Here is a 16,802-nt window from a genome sequence, read left to right as displayed (position 1 = left end):
GACATCGGTCAAGCCGCGCCAATGAATCTCGATTTTACGCGTACACGGCCTAGCACTACTTTGGCAGATTTGGCTTAAGGCTGCCTGCGAGCAGCATCTCACAGTGCGTGCATCGTAGTGGTGGGGGCCGCACGAAGAGGTTGAGGATGGCTTGTCTAATGGCCGGCATGCTCGGTTGTGGCGGTGGGCCTGAGACTCTTTTTTTTCCGTCCCGCTGCGGTGAGGCGGCGGGATTGAAGGAAGGCGTAGGCGATCATCGTCATCAGGGCATGCCGGTGTAATCCGGCCCACGACCTGCCTTCAAAATGGTCGAGCCCCAGTTCTTCCTTCAATTGCTGATGCGCCTGTTCACAAATCCAACGCGCCTTAACGGCAGCTGCCAGTGTCTTAAGCGGAACGTCAGCGGGCAGATTCGAGATGTAGTACTTCTGCTCTCCGCTCGATCGTCGTTCGCCCAGGATCCACACTTCATCGCCAGGCATACGCTCGACACCTTTATCGAACACGCGGTGCTTTGGGCCATCCGCGATGCGGACGCGCCGCGCAGCGAAAAGGCATGTCAGCGGGCCTTTCGTACCCCCGCGCCAGCTGATCTTCTGCCACTTTACGCCGACCAGCATCGTCTCGGCTGAAACTGGCGACATATCCGGGATATGGTGTTTGCGCGGCTTACGGGCTTTCTCCGTTGGAAAGATCATGGTGACATCGGTCGGATAGACTTTCTGGCGCCGCGACATACCAACTGCCCATAAGAGGCCGCGTTCGCTCAGAGCATGACGGAACGGCGCGCTCGATCCGTATCCCGCGTCCGCCAGCACACAGCCGAAGCGAACACCGGCTGCGATCACGCGATCGATCTCAGCCAGCGCGATCTCCGGCTTGGACCGTGCCGCGCGATGCTCGATTGGAACGCCGGCGCGCTTCAGACGTACCGGATCGCTCGTCCAATTCTCGGGAAGGAAGAGACGTAGCGCCACCATTACCGGCACTTCACCGCGCGCAAGCGTCAGCGACACCAATGTTTGGCAATTCGCCGTTTTACCGAGAGTTGATGCATATTGCGGAGCTACACCAACCGAGCGATCGCCCTTCTTCGGCATCGATGTATCGTCGATGACCAGCACTGCATCTGTGCCGCCGACGAGCCGGTCGGCCTGAACGAGCAATTCTGCTTCCAACGGCGCCGCGTCCCAGACGCCATCAGCGATGAAATGATGCAATTGATCATAGTCGCCCGGCGCCAGCCGCGCCGCCATTGGCTGGACGCTCTTGCGGTCGCCCGGCCCAATGAGTCCTGAAACATATAGCGGACACATCCGCCGCCGAGCCTTGTGACCTAAACGATCCAGGAATGGCTCGAGCCAGCGTCCAAGCTCATCTTCCCACCTCGACGTCGTATCCACCGGTCAGCCCTCCAAAAAGCCGACCACCCATGAATCATTGAAAACGTGATTCGGGAATCCAGTCCCGCCGATCAACTCCCAGAATCTGCCAAAGTAGTGCTAGTTCCCGCCAATCGTCGTTTTCAGAAATTTCCGCACCGCGCCGATCGATTGGTCTGTTGCCGACGGATTGTATTCGAGATGGTGTCCGAGCAGCTGCATCGGCGTCGTCAGGCCTGGCGCGTCGAAGGCATGATAGGCGCCGGGATAGACGATGAGTTTGATCGGAACGCCCTGGTCCTTCTGCCTTGATATGCCCCAGTCGTCGCGACCGTCTACCATCTTGCGGCAATCTTCGGCAGGCGTCAGATCGTCGTGTTCGCCGATCAGGATCAGCGTCGGCACCGTTATGTCACCTTTAAAGCCACGGCATGGTGGATAGAAGGCGACGGCAGCACGAAATTTGTTTGGAGATGTTTGCTCCATGAAGCCGTACTCGACCGACATGAGAGCCATCCGACCGCCTTGTGCAAAACCAAGCACCGCAACACGAGCAGGATCGATTGCCGGATCCCGCACCAGAAAGTCCAGGGCACGGTTGGCATCGGCGGCCAGATCATTCGGATATTTGTCACCGCAGCTTTTGATGCCGCGCGGTCCGAAGCTGTCTACGGTGAGTGCTACATAACCCCAGGACGCAATCCGTTTTCCCCAACGTTCGTCGAGCCGTCGCCAATTCCCATTGCAGCTATGCAACAGGACGACCGCGGGCGAGGGGCCAGCAACGCCGGTATGTCTCAGATATCCCTGAAGCGGATGTGGACTGTCAAGCGGGCTCTCGATTTCGACGACGATCGGGGCCGGTTCGGCCGCGATGCATTCTACCGCATTTCCAGTCAGGAGGGCGGCGACGACGGCAGCGATTTTGGCGAGGCTTGTCACAGGCCACCATCTTGCTCAACCGTCCGCCGCGCGTCGGACGCCTTCTTATATACCCAAAATCTTCCGGGCGTTGGCTTTCATCACCTTGGGCCTGATCTCGTCATCGTTGCCTCAAGAAAATCCCGCACCGCGCCGATCGATTGGTCCGTCGCCGACGAATTGTATTCGAGATGGTGTCCGAGCAACTGCATCGGTGTCGCAAGGCCCTGCGCATCGAAGGCGTGATAGGCGCCGGGATAGACGATCAGTTTGATCGGAACGCCCCGGTCCTTCTGCCGTGATATGCCCCAGTCGTCGCGACCGTCTACCATATTGCGGCACTCCGTTGCCAACGTCCAATCGTCGAGCTCGCCGATCAGGACCAGCGTCGGCACCGTCATGTCACCCTTGAAGCCGAGGCAGTGCGGATAGAAGGCGATCGCGGCGCGGAATTTGTTCGGCGAGGCCTGCTCGAGGATGCCGCGTTCGACCGACGACAGCGCCTGCCATGCGCCTTGCGAGAACCCGAGCACGGCGACGCGGGCCGGGTCGACAAATCGCTGCTGCACCAGAAAGCCCAGCGCGCGGTAGGCATCGAGCGCGAGGTCGACCGGTGCGCCGCCGCTGCAGGTGTTCTTCAGGCCGCGCGGACCAAAACTGTCGACGGTGAGCGTGACATAGCCCCAGGCGGCAATCCGCCGGCCCCAGCGTTCGTCGAGCCGCTGGGCGTTGCCATTGCAACTGTGCAGCAGCACCACGGCGGGCGAGGGACCGGCGCCGGCCGGTTGCCGCAGGTAACCCTGCAGCGGCTGCGGCTTCGACAGCGGCGTCTCGAAATCGACCAGGCTGGCGGAAGGCTCGGCGATGGCACGGCAACCAGCCGCGGTTCCGGCCAGAAGGACGATAACGAAAGCAGCCGCTTTGACGAGGTGCATGACGGACCTCCATCGCGCTTCATTGCCCCCGCCGATGGCGATGCTTCTTATATACCCAAAATCTTCCGGGCGTTGGCCTTCATCACCTTGGGCCTGATCTCGTCGCGGATCTCGAGCTTGGCGAAATCGGCGAGCCAGCGGTCCGGCGTGATCACCGGCCAGTCCGAACCGAACAGCATCTTGTCCTGCAGGATCGAGTTGATGTAGCGCACCAGGATCGGCGGGAAATACTTCGGCGACCAGCCGGAGAGGTCGATATAGACGTTCGGCTTGTGGGTCGCGACCGACAGCGCCTCTTCCTGCCAGGGAAAGGACGGGTGGGCGAGGATGATCTTCAGGTCGGGAAAATCCGCCGCGACGTCGTCCATGTACATCGGGTTGGAATATTTCAGTCGCATGCCCATGCCGCCGGGCATGCCCGAGCCGACGCCGGTCTGCCCGGTGTGAAACAGCGCGATCGCGCCGCCCTCGTTGATCGCCTCGTAGAGCGGATAGGCCATGCGGTCGTTGGCATAGAAGCCCTGCATGGTCGGATGGAATTTGAAGCCGCGGACGCCGTATTCCTCGATCAGCTTGCGCGCCTCGCGCACGCCGAGCTTGCCCTTGTGCGGATCGATGCTGACAAAGGGGATCAGGACGTCGAGATGGTCGGCGGCGGCTTCCAGCATTTCGTAATTGTTGTAGCGGCGAAAACCGGTTTCGCGCTCGGCGTCGACCGGGAAGATCACGGCCGCGATGTTCTTGGAGCGGTAGTAGGCCGCGGTTTCCGGCACGGTCGGCGGATGCTTGTTCGGCGACTTGAAATAGTCGGCCATCTGCGCCTGGAAATCGTCATAGCCGTCGTCGCCATGCATGCCGCACGGTTCTTCCGCATGGGTGTGGATGTCGATGGCGACGACTTTTTCGATATCGGGCAGTTTGAGCTTGGGCATTTCGGGGTTTCCAGGCGGCTTGCTTTTTGGGCTGGGTAAATTGATTATACTATATAACAAATTCCGCAAGGCGGCAGAAACAAAGCACGGACATCAGGGAGTGCGGCATGGCCCAAGGCAAGCCTGGAGGCGTGTCGGAGGCGGAGGCCTTCGAGACCGATTTCTGGAAAGACGCCAATTTGCGCAAGGCATGGGACGACATCGTCCCCGGCGCGCCGCGCAAGACCCTGCCTTACACGCTGACCAAAGAAGCGATCGAGCTGTACTGCAAATCGGTCGGCGAGGACCATCCGATCTATTTCGACGAGACCTATGCCAAGACCACCCGCTATGGCGGGCTGATTGCGCCGCCCTCGATCCATATCCTGCTGATGTTCTCCTGCACGCCGGCGGATGACTGGATGCGCTCGCCGGGCACCGTCAACGCCGGGCAGTCCTGGAGCTACAACATCCCGGCGCGGCCGGGTGACGTGATCCGGCTGGAGGCCCGCGCGCTCGACAAGTTCATCAAGCGCGAACGGCTGTTCGTGGTGCACGACAACGTCTTCTTCAATCAGCGCAATGAAGTGATCTGTTCCGGCCGCGGCTGGACGATCCGGCCGGTGTAAAAGGAGGGCGCGATGACCACCACATTCGAAAATCTCACTGCTGGCGACTCCATCGACGGACCCACCTTCGCGGTCTCTCGCGAATCCATCCGGCTGTTTTGCGACGCCTCGCTCGACTACAACCCGCTGCATCTCGACGACGACTACATGAAGGGCAGTTTCGGCAAGACCAATTTCGGCGGCATCATCATGCACGGCATGAACAATTTCGGGCTGATCTCGCGGATGCTGACCGACTGGGCCTATCCGCGCGGCGCCATCCATCGCCGGCTGGAAACGCGATGGGTCAAGCCGGTGCGGCCCGGCGACACCATCCAGCCGGCCGGCATCGTCAAGTCGAAGCAGGTGACCAAGAGTTCGCGCTGGGTGCTGATCGACGTCATGGTCCGCAACCAGGCCGGCGAAAAGGTCGCGACCGGTGAGGCCATGGTGGAATTTCCGCACGATTGATGGCGGCGGGAGTTGCAGCGCGAGGTTGGAATAGTGCCGGTGATTTGCCCGACGTGTCAAAATGTTTTCGCTGTAAAGCCTCCCCGCCAGCGAGCACCTTGCTACTTTGCATGGGGTTGTTTTTGATATTTTTGGTTGGGACCGTCTACTCGGCGGGAACGCCAGTCGTTCCGCGGGTCGTCAGCCGGCTGCCCCTGGGCCGTCCGGCGAGATGCGCGTTCGGCGCCACCACGTCGGTGGCGAGGCCGATACGCGCCAGAAAGCGGATGGTGAGCCAGGTGTTGTCGATTTCCCACCAGCGATGACCATGGCGCGCCGAGCGCGGGTCGGCGTGATGGTTGTTATGCCAGCCTTCGCCGTTGGAGATCAGGCCGACAACGATGTTGTTGCGGCTGTCCTCGTCGGTCTCGTAATTGCGATAGCCCCACACATGGGTCACCGAATTGACCGCCCAGGTAATATGCCAAACCAGCACCGTGCGCACGAACACGCCGAACATCAGGATGCTCAGTCCGGTCTGTGTAGCCGCGGCCGGCGTTTCCCCTGATAGCCATGCCGTGGCGAAGCCCAAGGCGAAGAACAACGGCATTTGCAGCAGATTGATCCACACCAGCCAGTTGTGGCGCTCGAGCGCGACATAGAAGCGATCGCGCAGGATGTCCTTGGCATAGCGTTCGTAGATCCCGAGCCGCGACAGTTCGGGCTGGTGAACCAGGATCCAGCCGATGTGGCTCCAGAAAAAACTCGCCAGCGGCGTATGCGGATCCGGCTGTTCGTCGGCGAATTGATGGTGACGGCGGTGGATTGCCACCCAACGCGCCGGCGTTTCCTGCAGGCACGACATCGCGATCACGACCATCCCGTGCTCCAGCCATTTCGGACATTTCAGGCCGCGATGGGTCAGAAGCCGGTGGTAGCAAAGGTTGATGCCGAACAGCCCGCACAAATGGGTGCCGGCGATGGCCAGGATCAGTCCGCTCCAGCTGAAATAGCCGGGCAGGAACGCGAGCAACGCCAGCACATGATAGGCCCCGATCACGATGATGTAGGGCCAGTTGAGCTGAAACGGCCGCACGCCCGCCGGCAGCGGTATCCGGGAGTTCGCCAGGGAAGGGGCCAGGTCGGTGGGATCAAGTACCGCAGCTTTTGCGATCGGCCGGGGAGCGGTCGTCATTCCGGGATGGGTCCATTTCGCAGGAGGTCTGGCCAACGCGTTGCGGGCCCTGATGCCTCTTATACGGTTCGAACCTGCTTCGGGGTCCAAAAATCTGAGACTAATTGACGCTCGCCTTTGACAAAAATCGCTGGAGAATCAGTTCCATAGCGGAACCGGAGAACGGATTGAGGCGCCATTGCAGGGTTGATTGACATCCGGCCCCGCGATGGCTTAGAAACCGCGCATCCCGGGCGGATCGCCGCTGGCGGGGTTAATCCCATTTTGCCACTATCGGGCAGGTATTCAGGTTCGGCCTTCAACACGGCCTTTCGAAGCATCAGGATTGTCCCATGAAGGTCCGTAACTCGTTGAAATCGCTGCGCGGTCGCCATCGCAACAACCGTCTGGTCCGCCGCAAGGGCCGGGTTTACGTGATCAACAAGGTGCAGCGCCGCTTCAAGGCCCGCCAAGGTTAAGCCGACAAGGCTAAGCCTAGGCTGCGGGTTTTTGCGCCAGCACCCCTCGCTTCACAGGTCTTTGACGACGTGCTGCTTTGCAGCGCGATTTTGCGCGTCTAGACTTGGCGCATGGCTTTGAGATTCCCGGATGCCAGAGACTGCCGGATTGCGATCTTCGCCGCTGTTATTGCAGCCGTGCCGCTGACGGCTTTTGCCCAGAGCGATTCTCCCCGCGATCCCCGGGTCATCCCCCCGCCGAAGAGCCAGAAGAAGCTGCCGGAAGCGCCGGCCAAGTTGCCCAAGATCGGCGCCGATCGCAGCCGCGGACTGGATTTCCTGTTCGGTGCACTGAAGGCCGCCCCCGATGAAGCCAGCGCCAAACATGTCGAGGCGCGGATCTGGGCGATGTGGATGCAGACCCCGAGCGATACCGCGGCGCTGTTGATGCTGCGCGCCAAGGCGGCGATGGACGCGCAGCAGATGGATGTTGCGATCAAGCTCCTGGATGCCGTGGTCAAGCTGCGCCCGGATTACGTCGAGGCGTGGAACCGGCGCGCGACGCTGTTTTATCTGAAGAACGACTATGCCCATTCGCTCGAGGACATCCGAGAGGTTTTGATCCGCGAACCCCGCCATTTCGGCGCGCTGGCCGGCCTCGGCATGATCATGCAGGACATCGGCGACGAGAAGCGCGCGCTCGATGCGTTCCGCAAGGCGCTCGCCGTCAATCCGCACCTGGAAAAGGTGCCGGAGCTGGTCAAGACGCTGACCGAAAAGGTCGAAGGCCGCGATATCTGATTCCGGGCATGATCCGGACCCGGAGGGCCGCGCAAGCGCAAAGTGGGTACCGGTTTTCCGATAAGATCATGCCCAATTAAAGAGAGCCCCGGTTAACCTCAACTTCGGACAGCGTGCCGAGGTACGGGAACACAGCTCGCCGACGCGCTATTATCTGGCGTCACAGCGTCTTTTTCTCAGCGTGTTGGGAGCGTAGCCATGAAGTCATTGCTGCTGGCCGGCGCGAGTTTGATCGCGGCCGGAAACGTCGCCTTCGCGCAAGGCTACTGGGTGACCGGCGATCGCGCGAGCGGCAAATGCGAGATCATTACCAGCAACCCGGTCGTCAACAGCCAGGTCGGCGGCAACGTCACGTTTGGAAGCCGGCCCCTATCGGTCGAACGATGACGCCAAGCTGGCGCGCTCGACCATTCGCGAATGCCCGCCGGAACCGCCCGACGAAGCGCGGGACGCGGACAAAGCGGACAAGAACGATTAGAGCGTTTTCGAGCTAGGCGGGTATCCTGGAAATTCTAGTGCACGGCGTTGCTGCCGCGGGCCATTCCGTCGAGTCCGACGGCCGCGTAGAACTCCGCCAGCTCCGCCTCGAGCCGCTCATTTACCAGCAACAGCGCCTTCAGCGCCCCGCGAATGTCGCCGTTGCAGTTTGCCACGATCTGGTCGATGGCCGCTTCGCTTGCATTGGAAATCATGGCTAGTTCTCCGATTGTACTCTGGAACAAAAGTCGTGGCCGCGGCCGCTGTTCCTGTGGATTTCGGGTACAGTTTCGGGCGCCGGCTGCCCCATCAGGCACGCCGACACATGGCGAAAGTGTCAACGCATTCGTATAAAGTTGCGATGACGGCCGGATGACCCCGTTATCCACAGGGGCTGCGTCCTGTGGATAGCCGTTCCGAAACCCCGCGCAGGCTCCGGCCGTAGCTCATTGGTGCGAAAGATTTTTCAGGCATTTGCCATGGTGGCGGTGATTATCGGGGCTGCGCTGCTGGTTCTGGCGCTGATCACGCAGGCCGGTGTGCTGCTGGTGCAGCGGGCGCATCCTGTGCGCGGTGCCATCGTCGAGGTTTCCGGGGCCAGCCTTCACATCGTCGAACTCGGCCCGCGCGATGCGGCCGGTCCGCCGATCGTGATGCTGCATGGCGCCAGTTCCAATCTCGAAGCGATGCGGCGGCCGCTCGGCGAGGGCCTCGCAAAAAATCACCGCGTGATCCTGATCGATCGTCCCGGGCATGGCTGGAGCACCCGCGCGCGCCTCGACGACTCGACGCCGGAAATCCAGGGCCGGATGGTCGCGGAGGCGCTGGCCAGGCTTGGCATCACCACGGCGATCTTCGTGGTGCATTCCTGGGCCGGCGCGCTGGGCGCACGGATGGCACTGGATTATCCGCAAGCGGTCGCGGGCCTCGTGATGCTGGCGCCGGTGGCCTATCCATGGCCCGGCGGCGTCGGACGCTACAACAAGATCGTGGCCCTGCCGGTGATCGGCCCGCTACTGGCCTACACGATCACGCTGCCGCTCGGCGCCGTTCTGGCCGAGCCCGGCGCGCGCAGCGTGTTCTTCCCGCAGGCGATGCCGGACGGATATGTCCGCGAGACCGCGACGATGTTGCTGCTGCGGCCGCGCGAATTTCTTGCCAATGCGCACGACCTGGCGACGCTGAAGGCCGCCGTCGCCGGGCAGGCGCCGCGTTATGCCGAGATTAAGGTGCCGGTCACGATCATTTCGGGGGACGGCTCCGACAAGACCGTGTCGACCCATATCCACTCGCAGCCGCTGGCCGCCACCGCGCCCAATGCCAAACTGGTCGTGCTGCCCGGCGTCGGTCACATGGTGCAGAACGCCGCGCCCGATCGCGTGATGGCCGAGATTGAGGCGATGATCGGCGCGATGGCGCCAAGCACGGCGGCGGCCGTCAATTAGGGCGGCGGCAATTCCCGGGTCCGCCTCTGCTCGCGCCGTCTTCCATCCTGGCGGGATCGGCGTAGCCTAGCCATTGCACGATGGCGACTGTTGCGGGATTCCGCTGCTCGTCCCGCCCAGCATGCGACCGCGTGAAAGTTTCTCGTTTACGGGCAGCTGACCTTTGAGGGAGAGCGCCATGTACGCCGCCATACGTCAAGGCAAGGCAAAGGCCGGCAAGGTCGAAGAGCTGACACGCCGGATCAAGGAGGGGGCCATTCCCGTGATTAGCGGGGTCGAGGGCTTCATGGGCTATTACGTGGTCTATACGCCCGACGACACGGTGATCGCGATCAGCCTGTTCAACAATTTTGCGGGCGCCGAGGAATCCAACAAGCGCGCGCTGGCCTGGATCGAGCACGATCTTGAGCAGCTGCTCACCGGGCCGGCGACGGCGGTGGCCGGGCCGGTGATCGTGCATACGCTGGCGTAACGTCGCCGAGACCGGCCGGCGATTCTCGTGCGGAATCGCCGGCGAGCCTTACTTGGACTTGGTCTTGCCGTCCTTGTCGTATTGCGAGATGAAGGCCCAGAGGTTGTTGATCTCGGTCTCGCTCTTGATGCCGGCGAAGGCCATCTTGGTGCCGGGAATCTTGGCCTTGGGGTCCTTGATATATTCCTTGAACTGGGCCTCGTTCCAGGTGATGCCGGAGTTCTTGTTGGCGTCCGAATAGGAATAGCCTTCCGCGGTGCCGGAATGGCGGCCGTCGAGCCCGTTCAGTTCCGGGCCGACCTTGTTCTTGGCGCCGTCGCCGATCGCGTGGCAGGCCAGGCACTTGTTGAACGAGGCCTTGCCGGCGGCGAGGTCGACGTCCTGCGCCAGCGCGCCCGCCGCCGCTAAAGTCAGGGAGGTGAGGGCAATCAGCGCGCTCAAGGTCGGTTTCATCATGGGATGCTCTTCGTCTCTTCGGTGGGGTGACTATCGCTGCGACTCGCTTGTGGCATGGCCGGCTTCGACAGGACAAGTCATGAAACCTTGACAGGTTTCATGACGATGGACTTGCCCCAGAGAGAACTCATCGTTGCCCGGTACGGCAATCCGACCTTGGTGGCCTACCCAAATCTGCTCAGACGTGCTTGATTTGGCACCACAAATCGATAACGCATGGGCTTGGAATCCGACGGCCTGGAATCCAGCGCCTTGAAATTTAACGCCCTGGAGGGACACGCGCATGGCCATCATGATGCCGGCCTCCGATCAGGCGGTGCTGGATCGCCGCGACGCCATCGTCGCCGCCTTGCGCGCGATCGTGCCGGGCGAGGGCGTGATCGATACGCCGGCCGAAATGCTGCCTTACGAGTCCGACGGGCTGATGGCCTATCGCCAGCCGCCGATGGTCGTGGTGCTGCCCGACACCTCGGAACAGGTCTCGAAAGTCCTGAAATACTGTTCCGAGCAGGGCATCAAGGTGGTGCCGCGCGGCTCCGGCACCTCGCTGTCCGGCGGCGCGCTGCCGCTGGCCGACGGCGTGCTGCTGGGCCTGGGCAAGTTCAAGCGCATCCGCGAGATCGATTTCGACAACCGCGTCGTGGTCACCGAACCCGGCGTCACCAATCTCGCCATCAGCCAGGCGGTGGCGCATGCCGGGTTCTATTATGCGCCGGATCCGTCGTCGCAGATCGCCTGCTCGATCGGCGGCAATGTCGCGGAAAACTCCGGCGGGGTGCATTGCCTGAAATACGGCATGACCACCAACAACGTGCTCGGCTGCGAAATCGTGCTGATGTCGGGCGAGATCCTGAAAATCGGCGGCAAGTCGGCGGAAAATGCCGGCTACGACCTGATGGGCATCATCACCGGCTCCGAAGGCCTGCTCGGCGTCATCACCGAGATCACGGTGCGGATCCTGCAGAAACCGGAGACCGCCCGCGCGCTGATGGTCGGTTTTGCCGAGGTCGAGGCCGCCGGCGAGTGCGTGGCCCGCATCATCGGCGCCGGCATCATTCCGGGCGGCATGGAAATGATGGACAAGCCCGCGATCCACGCCGCCGAAGCCTTTGTCCACGCCGGCTATCCGCTCGATGTCGAGGCGCTGCTGATCATCGAGCTCGACGGGCCGAGCGTCGAGGTCGATGAACTGATCCGCCGCGTCGAGGCGATCGCGCAGGGCTGCGGTTCGACCACCTGCCAGATTTCCACGTCCGAGACCGAGCGCAATCTGTTCTGGGCCGGCCGCAAGGCGGCGTTTCCGGCGGTGGGACGCATCTCGCCCGACTATCTCTGCATGGACGGCACCATTCCGCGCGGCGCGCTGCCGAAGGCGCTGACGCGCATCCGCGAACTGTCGGAAAAATACGGACTCGGCGTCGCCAACGTGTTTCACGCCGGCGACGGCAATCTGCACCCGCTGATCCTGTACGACGCCAACAAGCCCGGCGAGATGGAGAAGGCGGAAGCCTTCGGCGCCGACATCCTGCGCTGCTGCGTCGAACTCGGCGGCGTGCTCACCGGCGAACATGGCGTCGGCATCGAGAAGCGCGACCTGATGCCGGAAATGTTCACCGAGATCGATCTCAACCAGCAGCAGCGGCTGAAATGCGCGTTCGACGCCCAGGGCTTGCTCAATCCCGGCAAGGTGTTTCCGACGCTGCACCGCTGCGCCGAACTCGGCCGCGTCCATGTGCACGGCGGCAAGCTGGCATTTCCCGAACTTCCGCGATTCTGAGGGCCCTGGCAGCGACCCGAGGCACGCATGACGGATTTCTCGATCGGTGGGATGACACGCGCGGCGAGCGAAGAGCGCACCGCTTCTCGCCTGGCTTTCATCGACAACATCAGATGGACGATGATCGTTCTGGTGCTCAGCATGCATGCATGCGACACCTATAGTCCGTTCGGAAACTGGTACTACGTGGACCGGCAAAAGACAGGTTTCGGCACCACGGTTTTCTTCGGCGTTTACCAGAGTTTCCTGCAGGCATTTTTCATGGCGGTGCTTTTCTTCATTGCGGGCTATTTTTCCGCCGCCGCTTACGATCGGAAGGGGTTTTCGCGGTTTCTCCGCGACCGCTGTTTCCGGCTCGGTTTGCCGACACTGCTGTATATGCTCGTGATCGGCCCGCTCACCCAGTATTTCCTGTCCTCGACATGGGGCGACGGTGGCTTCGGGCACCAATGGCTGCTTCATCTCAGGGACGGCGAGTGGCTTTCGGAAACCGGACCGATGTGGTTCTGCGCCGCGCTTCTGCTGTTTGCCATCGTCTACGCGCTGGTCCGGCTGACCGGGTGGAAGGAGTCCCGGATCGAACTCGCCGGCGATCGCCGTGGCGCCATAGCGGTGGCGGCCTTCATCGCCGTGATGGCGGCTTCGACCTTTCTGGTCCGTGTCGGCGTAAGCGGGAACGCCTCGATCCTCAACATGCACCCAGGCGACTTCCCTCAATACGTCCTGATGTTTGCGGCCGGCGTCCTCGGCTATCGCGGCAACTGGATCACGGAATTTCCCGCGCGCCTGTCTTTGCTGTGGGGATCGCTCGCGCTGGCGTTGTCGGTCCCGCTATTTGCTGCGCTCATCGTGTTTGGCGGTGGCTTGCAGGGCGAGACTGCGCAATATGCGGGCGGGTTCAATCCGGTGAGTGCCGGAAAATGCCTGTGGGAAGCGCTGGTCTGTGTGGGAATGGGTCTTTTGATGCTTGCGATCTACCGACGTTATTTCGACGTGCAAGGACCGGTTGCACGGCGGCTTTCCGACAATGCGTTCGGCATCTACCTGATTCATCCGCCGATCTTGATCGGCTTCGCCATTCTGCTGCATCCGGTCGCACTGGGCGCGGTGGTGAAAGCCATGCTGCTGACGTTCCTTGCGGCGATCGGCAGTTTCGCGGCATCCGCCTTCGTGCTGCGGCAGTCGCCGTTGCGCGCAATCGTCTAGGGCTTCCGATGGACACTCTCAAGGTACGTGACGCCCAGGACGTCGAACAGGTGGTGCGGGCGGCGATCGCCAGCGAGCAGCCGCTCGAGATCGTCGGCCATGGCACCAGGCGTCAGGTCGGCCAGCCGATGGCGACCAATGCGCTGCTGGATCTGTCGGCGCTGAATGCGGTCTCGGCCTACGAGCCGAACGAACTGATCATCACGGTGCAGGCCGGCGCCCCGCTTGCCGACGTGCAGTCGCTGATCGATTCCAAGAACCAGCAATTCGCGTTCGAGCCGGTCGACACCTCGCTACTGCTCGGCATGCCCGGCAACGGCACCATCGGCGGCATGATCGGCGTGGGCCTCGCCGGTCCCCGCCGCATCAAGGCCGGCGGCGCGCGCGATCATCTGCTGGGCGCGCATGCGGTGTCCGGCTTCGGCGACAGCTTCAAGACCGGGGGTAGGGTGGTGAAGAACGTCACCGGCTACGATCTCTGCAAGTTGCTGACGGGGTCGTGGGGCACGCTGGCGGTCATGACCGAAGTGACGTTGAAGGTGATGCCGAAGCCCGAAAGCGAGCGCACGCTGATGCTGCGCGCCCTCGACGACCTGACCGCGAATCGGGCGATGACGGCGGCACTCGGCTCGCCGTTCGACGTCTCGGGTGCCGCGCACCTGCCGACCTCGGCGTTCCGGCCGGCCGGCGGCGCGCTGGCGGATCTGGGGTCCAAGGGCCTTGAGTCTCAGAGCCTTGGGTCTCAGGGCCTTGGGTCTCAGGACCAGGCGGTGACGCTGATCCGGCTGGAAGGCATTGCCGCCTCGGTCGCGGATCGCGCCGTTTCATTGTCCAAGACACTCGCGCCGTTTGGGGCGGTGGAGATTTTGCAGGATACGGCCTCTAACGCGGTCTGGCGTGCGATCCGCGATATCGAGCCGTTCGCGGCGCGCGGCTCGCTCGGGGCGTGGCCGGTGTGGCGGATCGTCTGTCCGCCGGCCGCCGGTGGCGCCCTTGGCCAGGCGCTGGCGCGCGATACCGGGGGCGACGTGATCTACGACTGGGGTGGCGGCCTGATCTGGGCGGCGTTGCCGCCCAGGCCGGACGCGCAAGCCGCGCTGGTGCGCCAGCGCGTCGAGGCCGCCGGCGGCCACGCCATGCTGGTCCGGGCGTCCGAACCGGTCCGGCGCAACGTCGATGTATTCCATCCGCAACCGGGCGGGCTTGCTTTGTTGAGCGAACGGGTGCGCCACAGCTTCGATCCCAAGACCATCCTCAACCGCGGCCGGCTGACGCGGGGATCTCGCTCATGAAAACCGAATTCTCGCTCGCCCAGCTCGCCGATCCCGATATCGCCGAAGCCGACAAGATCCTGCGCGCCTGCGTGCATTGCGGCTTCTGCACCGCGACCTGTCCGACCTATGTGCTGCTCGGCGACGAACTCGATAGCCCGCGTGGCCGCATCTACCTGATCAAGGAGATGCTGGAAAAGGACAAGCCGCCGACGCCGGAGGTGGTCAAGCACATCGACCGCTGCCTCTCCTGCCTGGCCTGCATGACCACCTGTCCGTCGGGGGTGAACTACATGCACCTGGTCGACCAGGCGCGGGTCCGGATCGAGCGGGATTTCTCCAGGCCGCTGCCGGAGCGGATCCTGCGCGCGGTACTGGCCTTCGTGCTGCCGCGGCCAAAACTGTTTCGCGCCAGTATGATCCTGGCGCGGTTCGGCCGGCCGTTCGCCGCTTTATTGCCGACGCCGAAGGCCGCGGCGACCCCGTCGCTGCTGCGCCGGATCAAGGCGATGCTGGCGCTGGCGCCGAGCCGTCTGCCGGCGCCGGGGCCATCAGGCGGAAGCGTTTTTCCGGCCGTCGGCGAGCGGCGGGGGCGGGTCGCGCTGCTGCAGGGCTGCGCCCAGCAGGTGCTGGCGCCGCGGATCAACCAGGCCGCCATCAACCTTTTGACGCGCCACGGCATCGAGGTCGTGCTGGTCAAGGACGAGCAATGCTGCGGCGCGCTGACCCATCACCTCGGGCAGGACGGCGACGCGCTGGCGCGGGCCCGAGGCAACGTCAGCGTGTGGCAAAGGGAAGCGGAACAAGGCGGGCTGGACGCCATCCTGGTGACCGCATCGGGCTGCGGGACGGTGATCAAGGATTACGGTTTCATGCTGCGCGAGGATCGCGAATTCGCTGGCCCCGCAGCGCAAATATCCGCTCTGGCAAAGGATATCACCGAGTATCTCAGCGGCCTCGATCTTCTTCCATCGACACAGCGAGGCGACGTAACGGTCGCTTATCACTCGGCTTGTTCGCTGCAGCACGGGCAGAAAATCACGCAGCTTCCGAAAGAATTGCTTTCCAAGAATGGATTCGTGGTGAAAGATGTACCCGAGAGCCATTTGTGTTGCGGTTCGGCGGGGACCTACAACATTCTCCAGCCTGACATTGCGAGCAGATTGCGCGATCGAAAGATCGCCAATATTGCGACAGTCAAACCGGACATGATCGCTGCGGGCAATATCGGGTGCATGGTTCAAATTGCCGGCGGTACGTCAGTTCCTGTGGTGCACACCATTGAGCTTCTCGATTGGGCGACAGGAGGTCCAAAACCTGAATTGAGAGGGGCAGGATTGAACTGATCGAAATTGAACGGATCGATCGGCCCCGAGCGTGTCCGGAACAGCGGACAACGGGTTTCTGAAATGACCATGCTCAGACGATCCGGCTCAACGATCCAACTCGCAACGATCCAACTTGATGGACTATTCGAAGCGCTCGACGACCGACACACCAGACGACCTACGCACCAGACGACCGACGCAACGACAGGCTCATGGACCAGCGGCAACAGGAGGACCACGATGGCTAAGGCGAAGAAGAGCAAGAAAGGCAAGACGGCTAAAAAGGCCAAGAAGGCGGTAGCGGCGAAGAAGAAATCTGCGAAGAAGTCGTCGAAAAAGACCGCCAAGAAATCGGCGAAGAAGGCCAAAAAGGCTGCCAAGAAGACAGCCAAGAAGGCCGTGAAGAAATCCGCCAAGAAGTCGGCCAAGAAAGCCGCGCCGAAGAAGGCTGCCAAGAAGAGCCCGGCAAAGAAAAAGAAGGCGGCGGCCCCCAAGCCGGCGGCAGCCCCGGCACCTGCGCCCGCACCGGAACCCGCGCCCGCCCCGAGCTGGGCTACCCCGGAGCCGTCACCCCCGTCATGGGGATCGTCCAACGGGGGCGACCAGCACTAGGTCATTGCCAGCAACACTCCGCTCGAAGGGCCGCAGCACCGCTGCGGCCCTTTTGGTTTGAGCGCATCTCTTGGGCGCGGCCCCCGGATTTCTACGGACGATTGATTCGCGGAAATCG

General features: G+C 62.5%; 19 protein-coding genes. 12 read left to right on the top strand and 7 right to left on the bottom strand.

What is annotated here, in order from left to right:
* Positions 1-155: 155 nt before the first annotated feature.
* The 4 genes from BLR13_RS12660 to BLR13_RS12645 all read right to left on the bottom strand — a co-directional run bounded on the left by BLR13_RS12660 (position 156) and on the right by BLR13_RS12645 (position 4,170).
* Complete coding sequence (locus BLR13_RS12660; RefSeq protein ID WP_074817123.1) at positions 156-1,403, bottom strand: IS701 family transposase; 1,248 nt, start codon at positions 1,401-1,403, stop codon at positions 156-158.
* 99 nt (positions 1,404-1,502) lie between these two features.
* A complete protein-coding gene (locus tag BLR13_RS12655) occupies positions 1,503-2,324 on the bottom strand; it encodes a dienelactone hydrolase family protein (RefSeq protein WP_074823691.1) in 822 nt (273 codons plus the stop codon).
* An 80-nt stretch (positions 2,325-2,404) separates the two neighbouring features.
* Entirely contained in the window at positions 2,405-3,238 is an 834-nt protein-coding gene (locus BLR13_RS12650) for a dienelactone hydrolase family protein (RefSeq protein ID WP_074823694.1), read from the bottom strand.
* A gap of 47 nt (positions 3,239-3,285) precedes the next feature.
* Positions 3,286-4,170 carry an amidohydrolase family protein gene (locus BLR13_RS12645; RefSeq protein ID WP_074823697.1) on the bottom strand — a complete coding sequence of 295 codons (885 nt, stop codon included), beginning with the start codon at positions 4,168-4,170 and terminating at the stop codon, positions 3,286-3,288.
* A 131-nt stretch (positions 4,171-4,301) separates the two neighbouring features.
* Between BLR13_RS12645 and BLR13_RS12640 the strand changes: the two genes are divergently transcribed.
* Both BLR13_RS12640 and BLR13_RS12635 read left to right on the top strand, forming a co-directional pair.
* Positions 4,302-4,778, top strand: coding sequence for a MaoC family dehydratase (locus BLR13_RS12640; RefSeq protein ID WP_074831591.1), 477 nt, complete (start codon positions 4,302-4,304; stop codon positions 4,776-4,778).
* Between the two features lie 12 nt (positions 4,779-4,790).
* Positions 4,791-5,228, top strand: coding sequence for a MaoC family dehydratase (locus BLR13_RS12635; RefSeq protein ID WP_074823700.1), 438 nt, complete (start codon positions 4,791-4,793; stop codon positions 5,226-5,228).
* 145 nt (positions 5,229-5,373) lie between these two features.
* Here BLR13_RS12635 and BLR13_RS12630 read toward each other — a convergent pair whose 3' ends face one another.
* Positions 5,374-6,402, bottom strand: a complete 1,029-nt coding sequence (locus BLR13_RS12630) for an acyl-CoA desaturase (protein WP_074823703.1) — start codon at positions 6,400-6,402, stop codon at positions 5,374-5,376.
* Between the two features lie 332 nt (positions 6,403-6,734).
* Here BLR13_RS12630 and ykgO point away from each other — a divergent pair, with 332 nt between their 5' ends.
* The 3 genes from ykgO (at position 6,735) to BLR13_RS12615 (ending at position 8,027) form a co-directional block, all read left to right on the top strand.
* The gene (gene ykgO / locus BLR13_RS12625) at positions 6,735-6,860 is read left to right on the top strand and encodes a type B 50S ribosomal protein L36 (protein WP_002718645.1); all 126 of its coding nucleotides are present in this window, start codon (positions 6,735-6,737) and stop codon (positions 6,858-6,860) included.
* Positions 6,861-6,971: 111 nt separating this feature from the next.
* On the top strand, positions 6,972-7,640 hold the full coding sequence (locus BLR13_RS12620; RefSeq protein WP_074823706.1) for a tetratricopeptide repeat protein: 669 nt from the start codon (positions 6,972-6,974) through the stop codon (positions 7,638-7,640).
* A gap of 198 nt (positions 7,641-7,838) precedes the next feature.
* Complete coding sequence (locus tag BLR13_RS12615; protein ID WP_349517922.1) at positions 7,839-8,027, top strand: hypothetical protein; 189 nt, start codon at positions 7,839-7,841, stop codon at positions 8,025-8,027.
* Positions 8,028-8,152: 125 nt separating this feature from the next.
* Here the strand turns inward: BLR13_RS12615 and BLR13_RS12610 are convergent, their stop codons facing one another.
* Positions 8,153-8,332: a hypothetical protein gene (locus BLR13_RS12610; protein ID WP_074823710.1), complete on the bottom strand. Its 180-nt coding sequence runs from the start codon at positions 8,330-8,332 to the stop codon at positions 8,153-8,155.
* A gap of 264 nt (positions 8,333-8,596) precedes the next feature.
* On the opposite strand from BLR13_RS12610, the gene BLR13_RS12605 reads away from it, so the two are divergent.
* Positions 8,597-9,562 carry an alpha/beta fold hydrolase gene (locus BLR13_RS12605; protein WP_074823713.1) on the top strand — a complete coding sequence of 322 codons (966 nt, stop codon included), beginning with the start codon at positions 8,597-8,599 and terminating at the stop codon, positions 9,560-9,562.
* Positions 9,563-9,740: 178 nt separating this feature from the next.
* The gene (locus BLR13_RS12600) at positions 9,741-10,034 is read left to right on the top strand and encodes an antibiotic biosynthesis monooxygenase (RefSeq protein ID WP_074823716.1); all 294 of its coding nucleotides are present in this window, start codon (positions 9,741-9,743) and stop codon (positions 10,032-10,034) included.
* 48 nt (positions 10,035-10,082) lie between these two features.
* Here the strand turns inward: BLR13_RS12600 and cycA are convergent, their stop codons facing one another.
* Complete coding sequence (cycA, locus tag BLR13_RS12595) at positions 10,083-10,490, bottom strand: cytochrome c-550 CycA (protein WP_074823719.1); 408 nt, start codon at positions 10,488-10,490, stop codon at positions 10,083-10,085.
* A 283-nt stretch (positions 10,491-10,773) separates the two neighbouring features.
* Here cycA and BLR13_RS12590 point away from each other — a divergent pair, with 283 nt between their 5' ends.
* From BLR13_RS12590 to BLR13_RS40110, 5 genes are all read left to right on the top strand, one after another.
* On the top strand, positions 10,774-12,267 hold the full coding sequence (locus BLR13_RS12590) for an FAD-linked oxidase C-terminal domain-containing protein (protein WP_074823722.1): 1,494 nt from the start codon (positions 10,774-10,776) through the stop codon (positions 12,265-12,267).
* Between the two features lie 27 nt (positions 12,268-12,294).
* Entirely contained in the window at positions 12,295-13,473 is a 1,179-nt protein-coding gene (locus tag BLR13_RS12585; protein ID WP_074823724.1) for an acyltransferase family protein, read from the top strand.
* Between the two features lie 8 nt (positions 13,474-13,481).
* Positions 13,482-14,765 carry an FAD-binding protein gene (locus tag BLR13_RS12580; protein ID WP_074823727.1) on the top strand — a complete coding sequence of 428 codons (1,284 nt, stop codon included), beginning with the start codon at positions 13,482-13,484 and terminating at the stop codon, positions 14,763-14,765.
* Positions 14,762-16,090 (top strand): glycolate oxidase subunit GlcF, encoded by a 1,329-nt coding sequence (gene glcF / locus BLR13_RS12575; protein ID WP_074823729.1) that lies wholly within the window; start codon positions 14,762-14,764, stop codon positions 16,088-16,090. Before BLR13_RS12580 ends, glcF begins: the two co-directional genes overlap by 4 nt.
* Positions 16,091-16,312: 222 nt before the next feature.
* Positions 16,313-16,684, top strand: coding sequence for a histone (locus BLR13_RS40110; protein ID WP_074823732.1), 372 nt, complete (start codon positions 16,313-16,315; stop codon positions 16,682-16,684).
* Positions 16,685-16,802 lie beyond the last annotated feature (118 nt).

It is taken from the genome of Bradyrhizobium ottawaense (genome assembly GCF_900099825.1).
Classification (GTDB): Bacteria; Pseudomonadota; Alphaproteobacteria; order Rhizobiales; family Xanthobacteraceae; genus Bradyrhizobium; species Bradyrhizobium ottawaense_A.
The sequence above is the reverse complement of the archived record's forward strand: the minus strand, read 5'-3'. Positions and strand labels throughout refer to the sequence as shown.

Coding starts and splice junctions, on each gene's coding strand:
- BLR13_RS12650 (WP_074823694.1), bottom strand. CDS start 3,238: ATGCACCTCGTCAAAGCGGCTGCTTTCGTTATCGTCCTTCTGGCCGGA.
- BLR13_RS12645 (WP_074823697.1), bottom strand. CDS start 4,170: ATGCCCAAGCTCAAACTGCCCGATATCGAAAAAGTCGTCGCCATCGAC.
- BLR13_RS12635 (WP_074823700.1), top strand. CDS start 4,791: ATGACCACCACATTCGAAAATCTCACTGCTGGCGACTCCATCGACGGA.
- BLR13_RS12630 (WP_074823703.1), bottom strand. CDS start 6,402: ATGACGACCGCTCCCCGGCCGATCGCAAAAGCTGCGGTACTTGATCCC.
- ykgO (WP_002718645.1), top strand. CDS start 6,735: ATGAAGGTCCGTAACTCGTTGAAATCGCTGCGCGGTCGCCATCGCAAC.
- BLR13_RS12620 (WP_074823706.1), top strand. CDS start 6,972: ATGGCTTTGAGATTCCCGGATGCCAGAGACTGCCGGATTGCGATCTTC.
- BLR13_RS12615 (WP_349517922.1), top strand. CDS start 7,839: ATGAAGTCATTGCTGCTGGCCGGCGCGAGTTTGATCGCGGCCGGAAAC.
- BLR13_RS12610 (WP_074823710.1), bottom strand. CDS start 8,332: ATGATTTCCAATGCAAGCGAAGCGGCCATCGACCAGATCGTGGCAAAC.
- BLR13_RS12605 (WP_074823713.1), top strand. CDS start 8,597: ATGGTGGCGGTGATTATCGGGGCTGCGCTGCTGGTTCTGGCGCTGATC.
- BLR13_RS12600 (WP_074823716.1), top strand. CDS start 9,741: ATGTACGCCGCCATACGTCAAGGCAAGGCAAAGGCCGGCAAGGTCGAA.
- cycA (WP_074823719.1), bottom strand. CDS start 10,490: ATGATGAAACCGACCTTGAGCGCGCTGATTGCCCTCACCTCCCTGACT.
- BLR13_RS12590 (WP_074823722.1), top strand. CDS start 10,774: ATGGCCATCATGATGCCGGCCTCCGATCAGGCGGTGCTGGATCGCCGC.
- BLR13_RS12585 (WP_074823724.1), top strand. CDS start 12,295: ATGACGGATTTCTCGATCGGTGGGATGACACGCGCGGCGAGCGAAGAG.
- BLR13_RS12580 (WP_074823727.1), top strand. CDS start 13,482: ATGGACACTCTCAAGGTACGTGACGCCCAGGACGTCGAACAGGTGGTG.
- glcF (WP_074823729.1), top strand. CDS start 14,762: ATGAAAACCGAATTCTCGCTCGCCCAGCTCGCCGATCCCGATATCGCC.
- BLR13_RS40110 (WP_074823732.1), top strand. CDS start 16,313: ATGGCTAAGGCGAAGAAGAGCAAGAAAGGCAAGACGGCTAAAAAGGCC.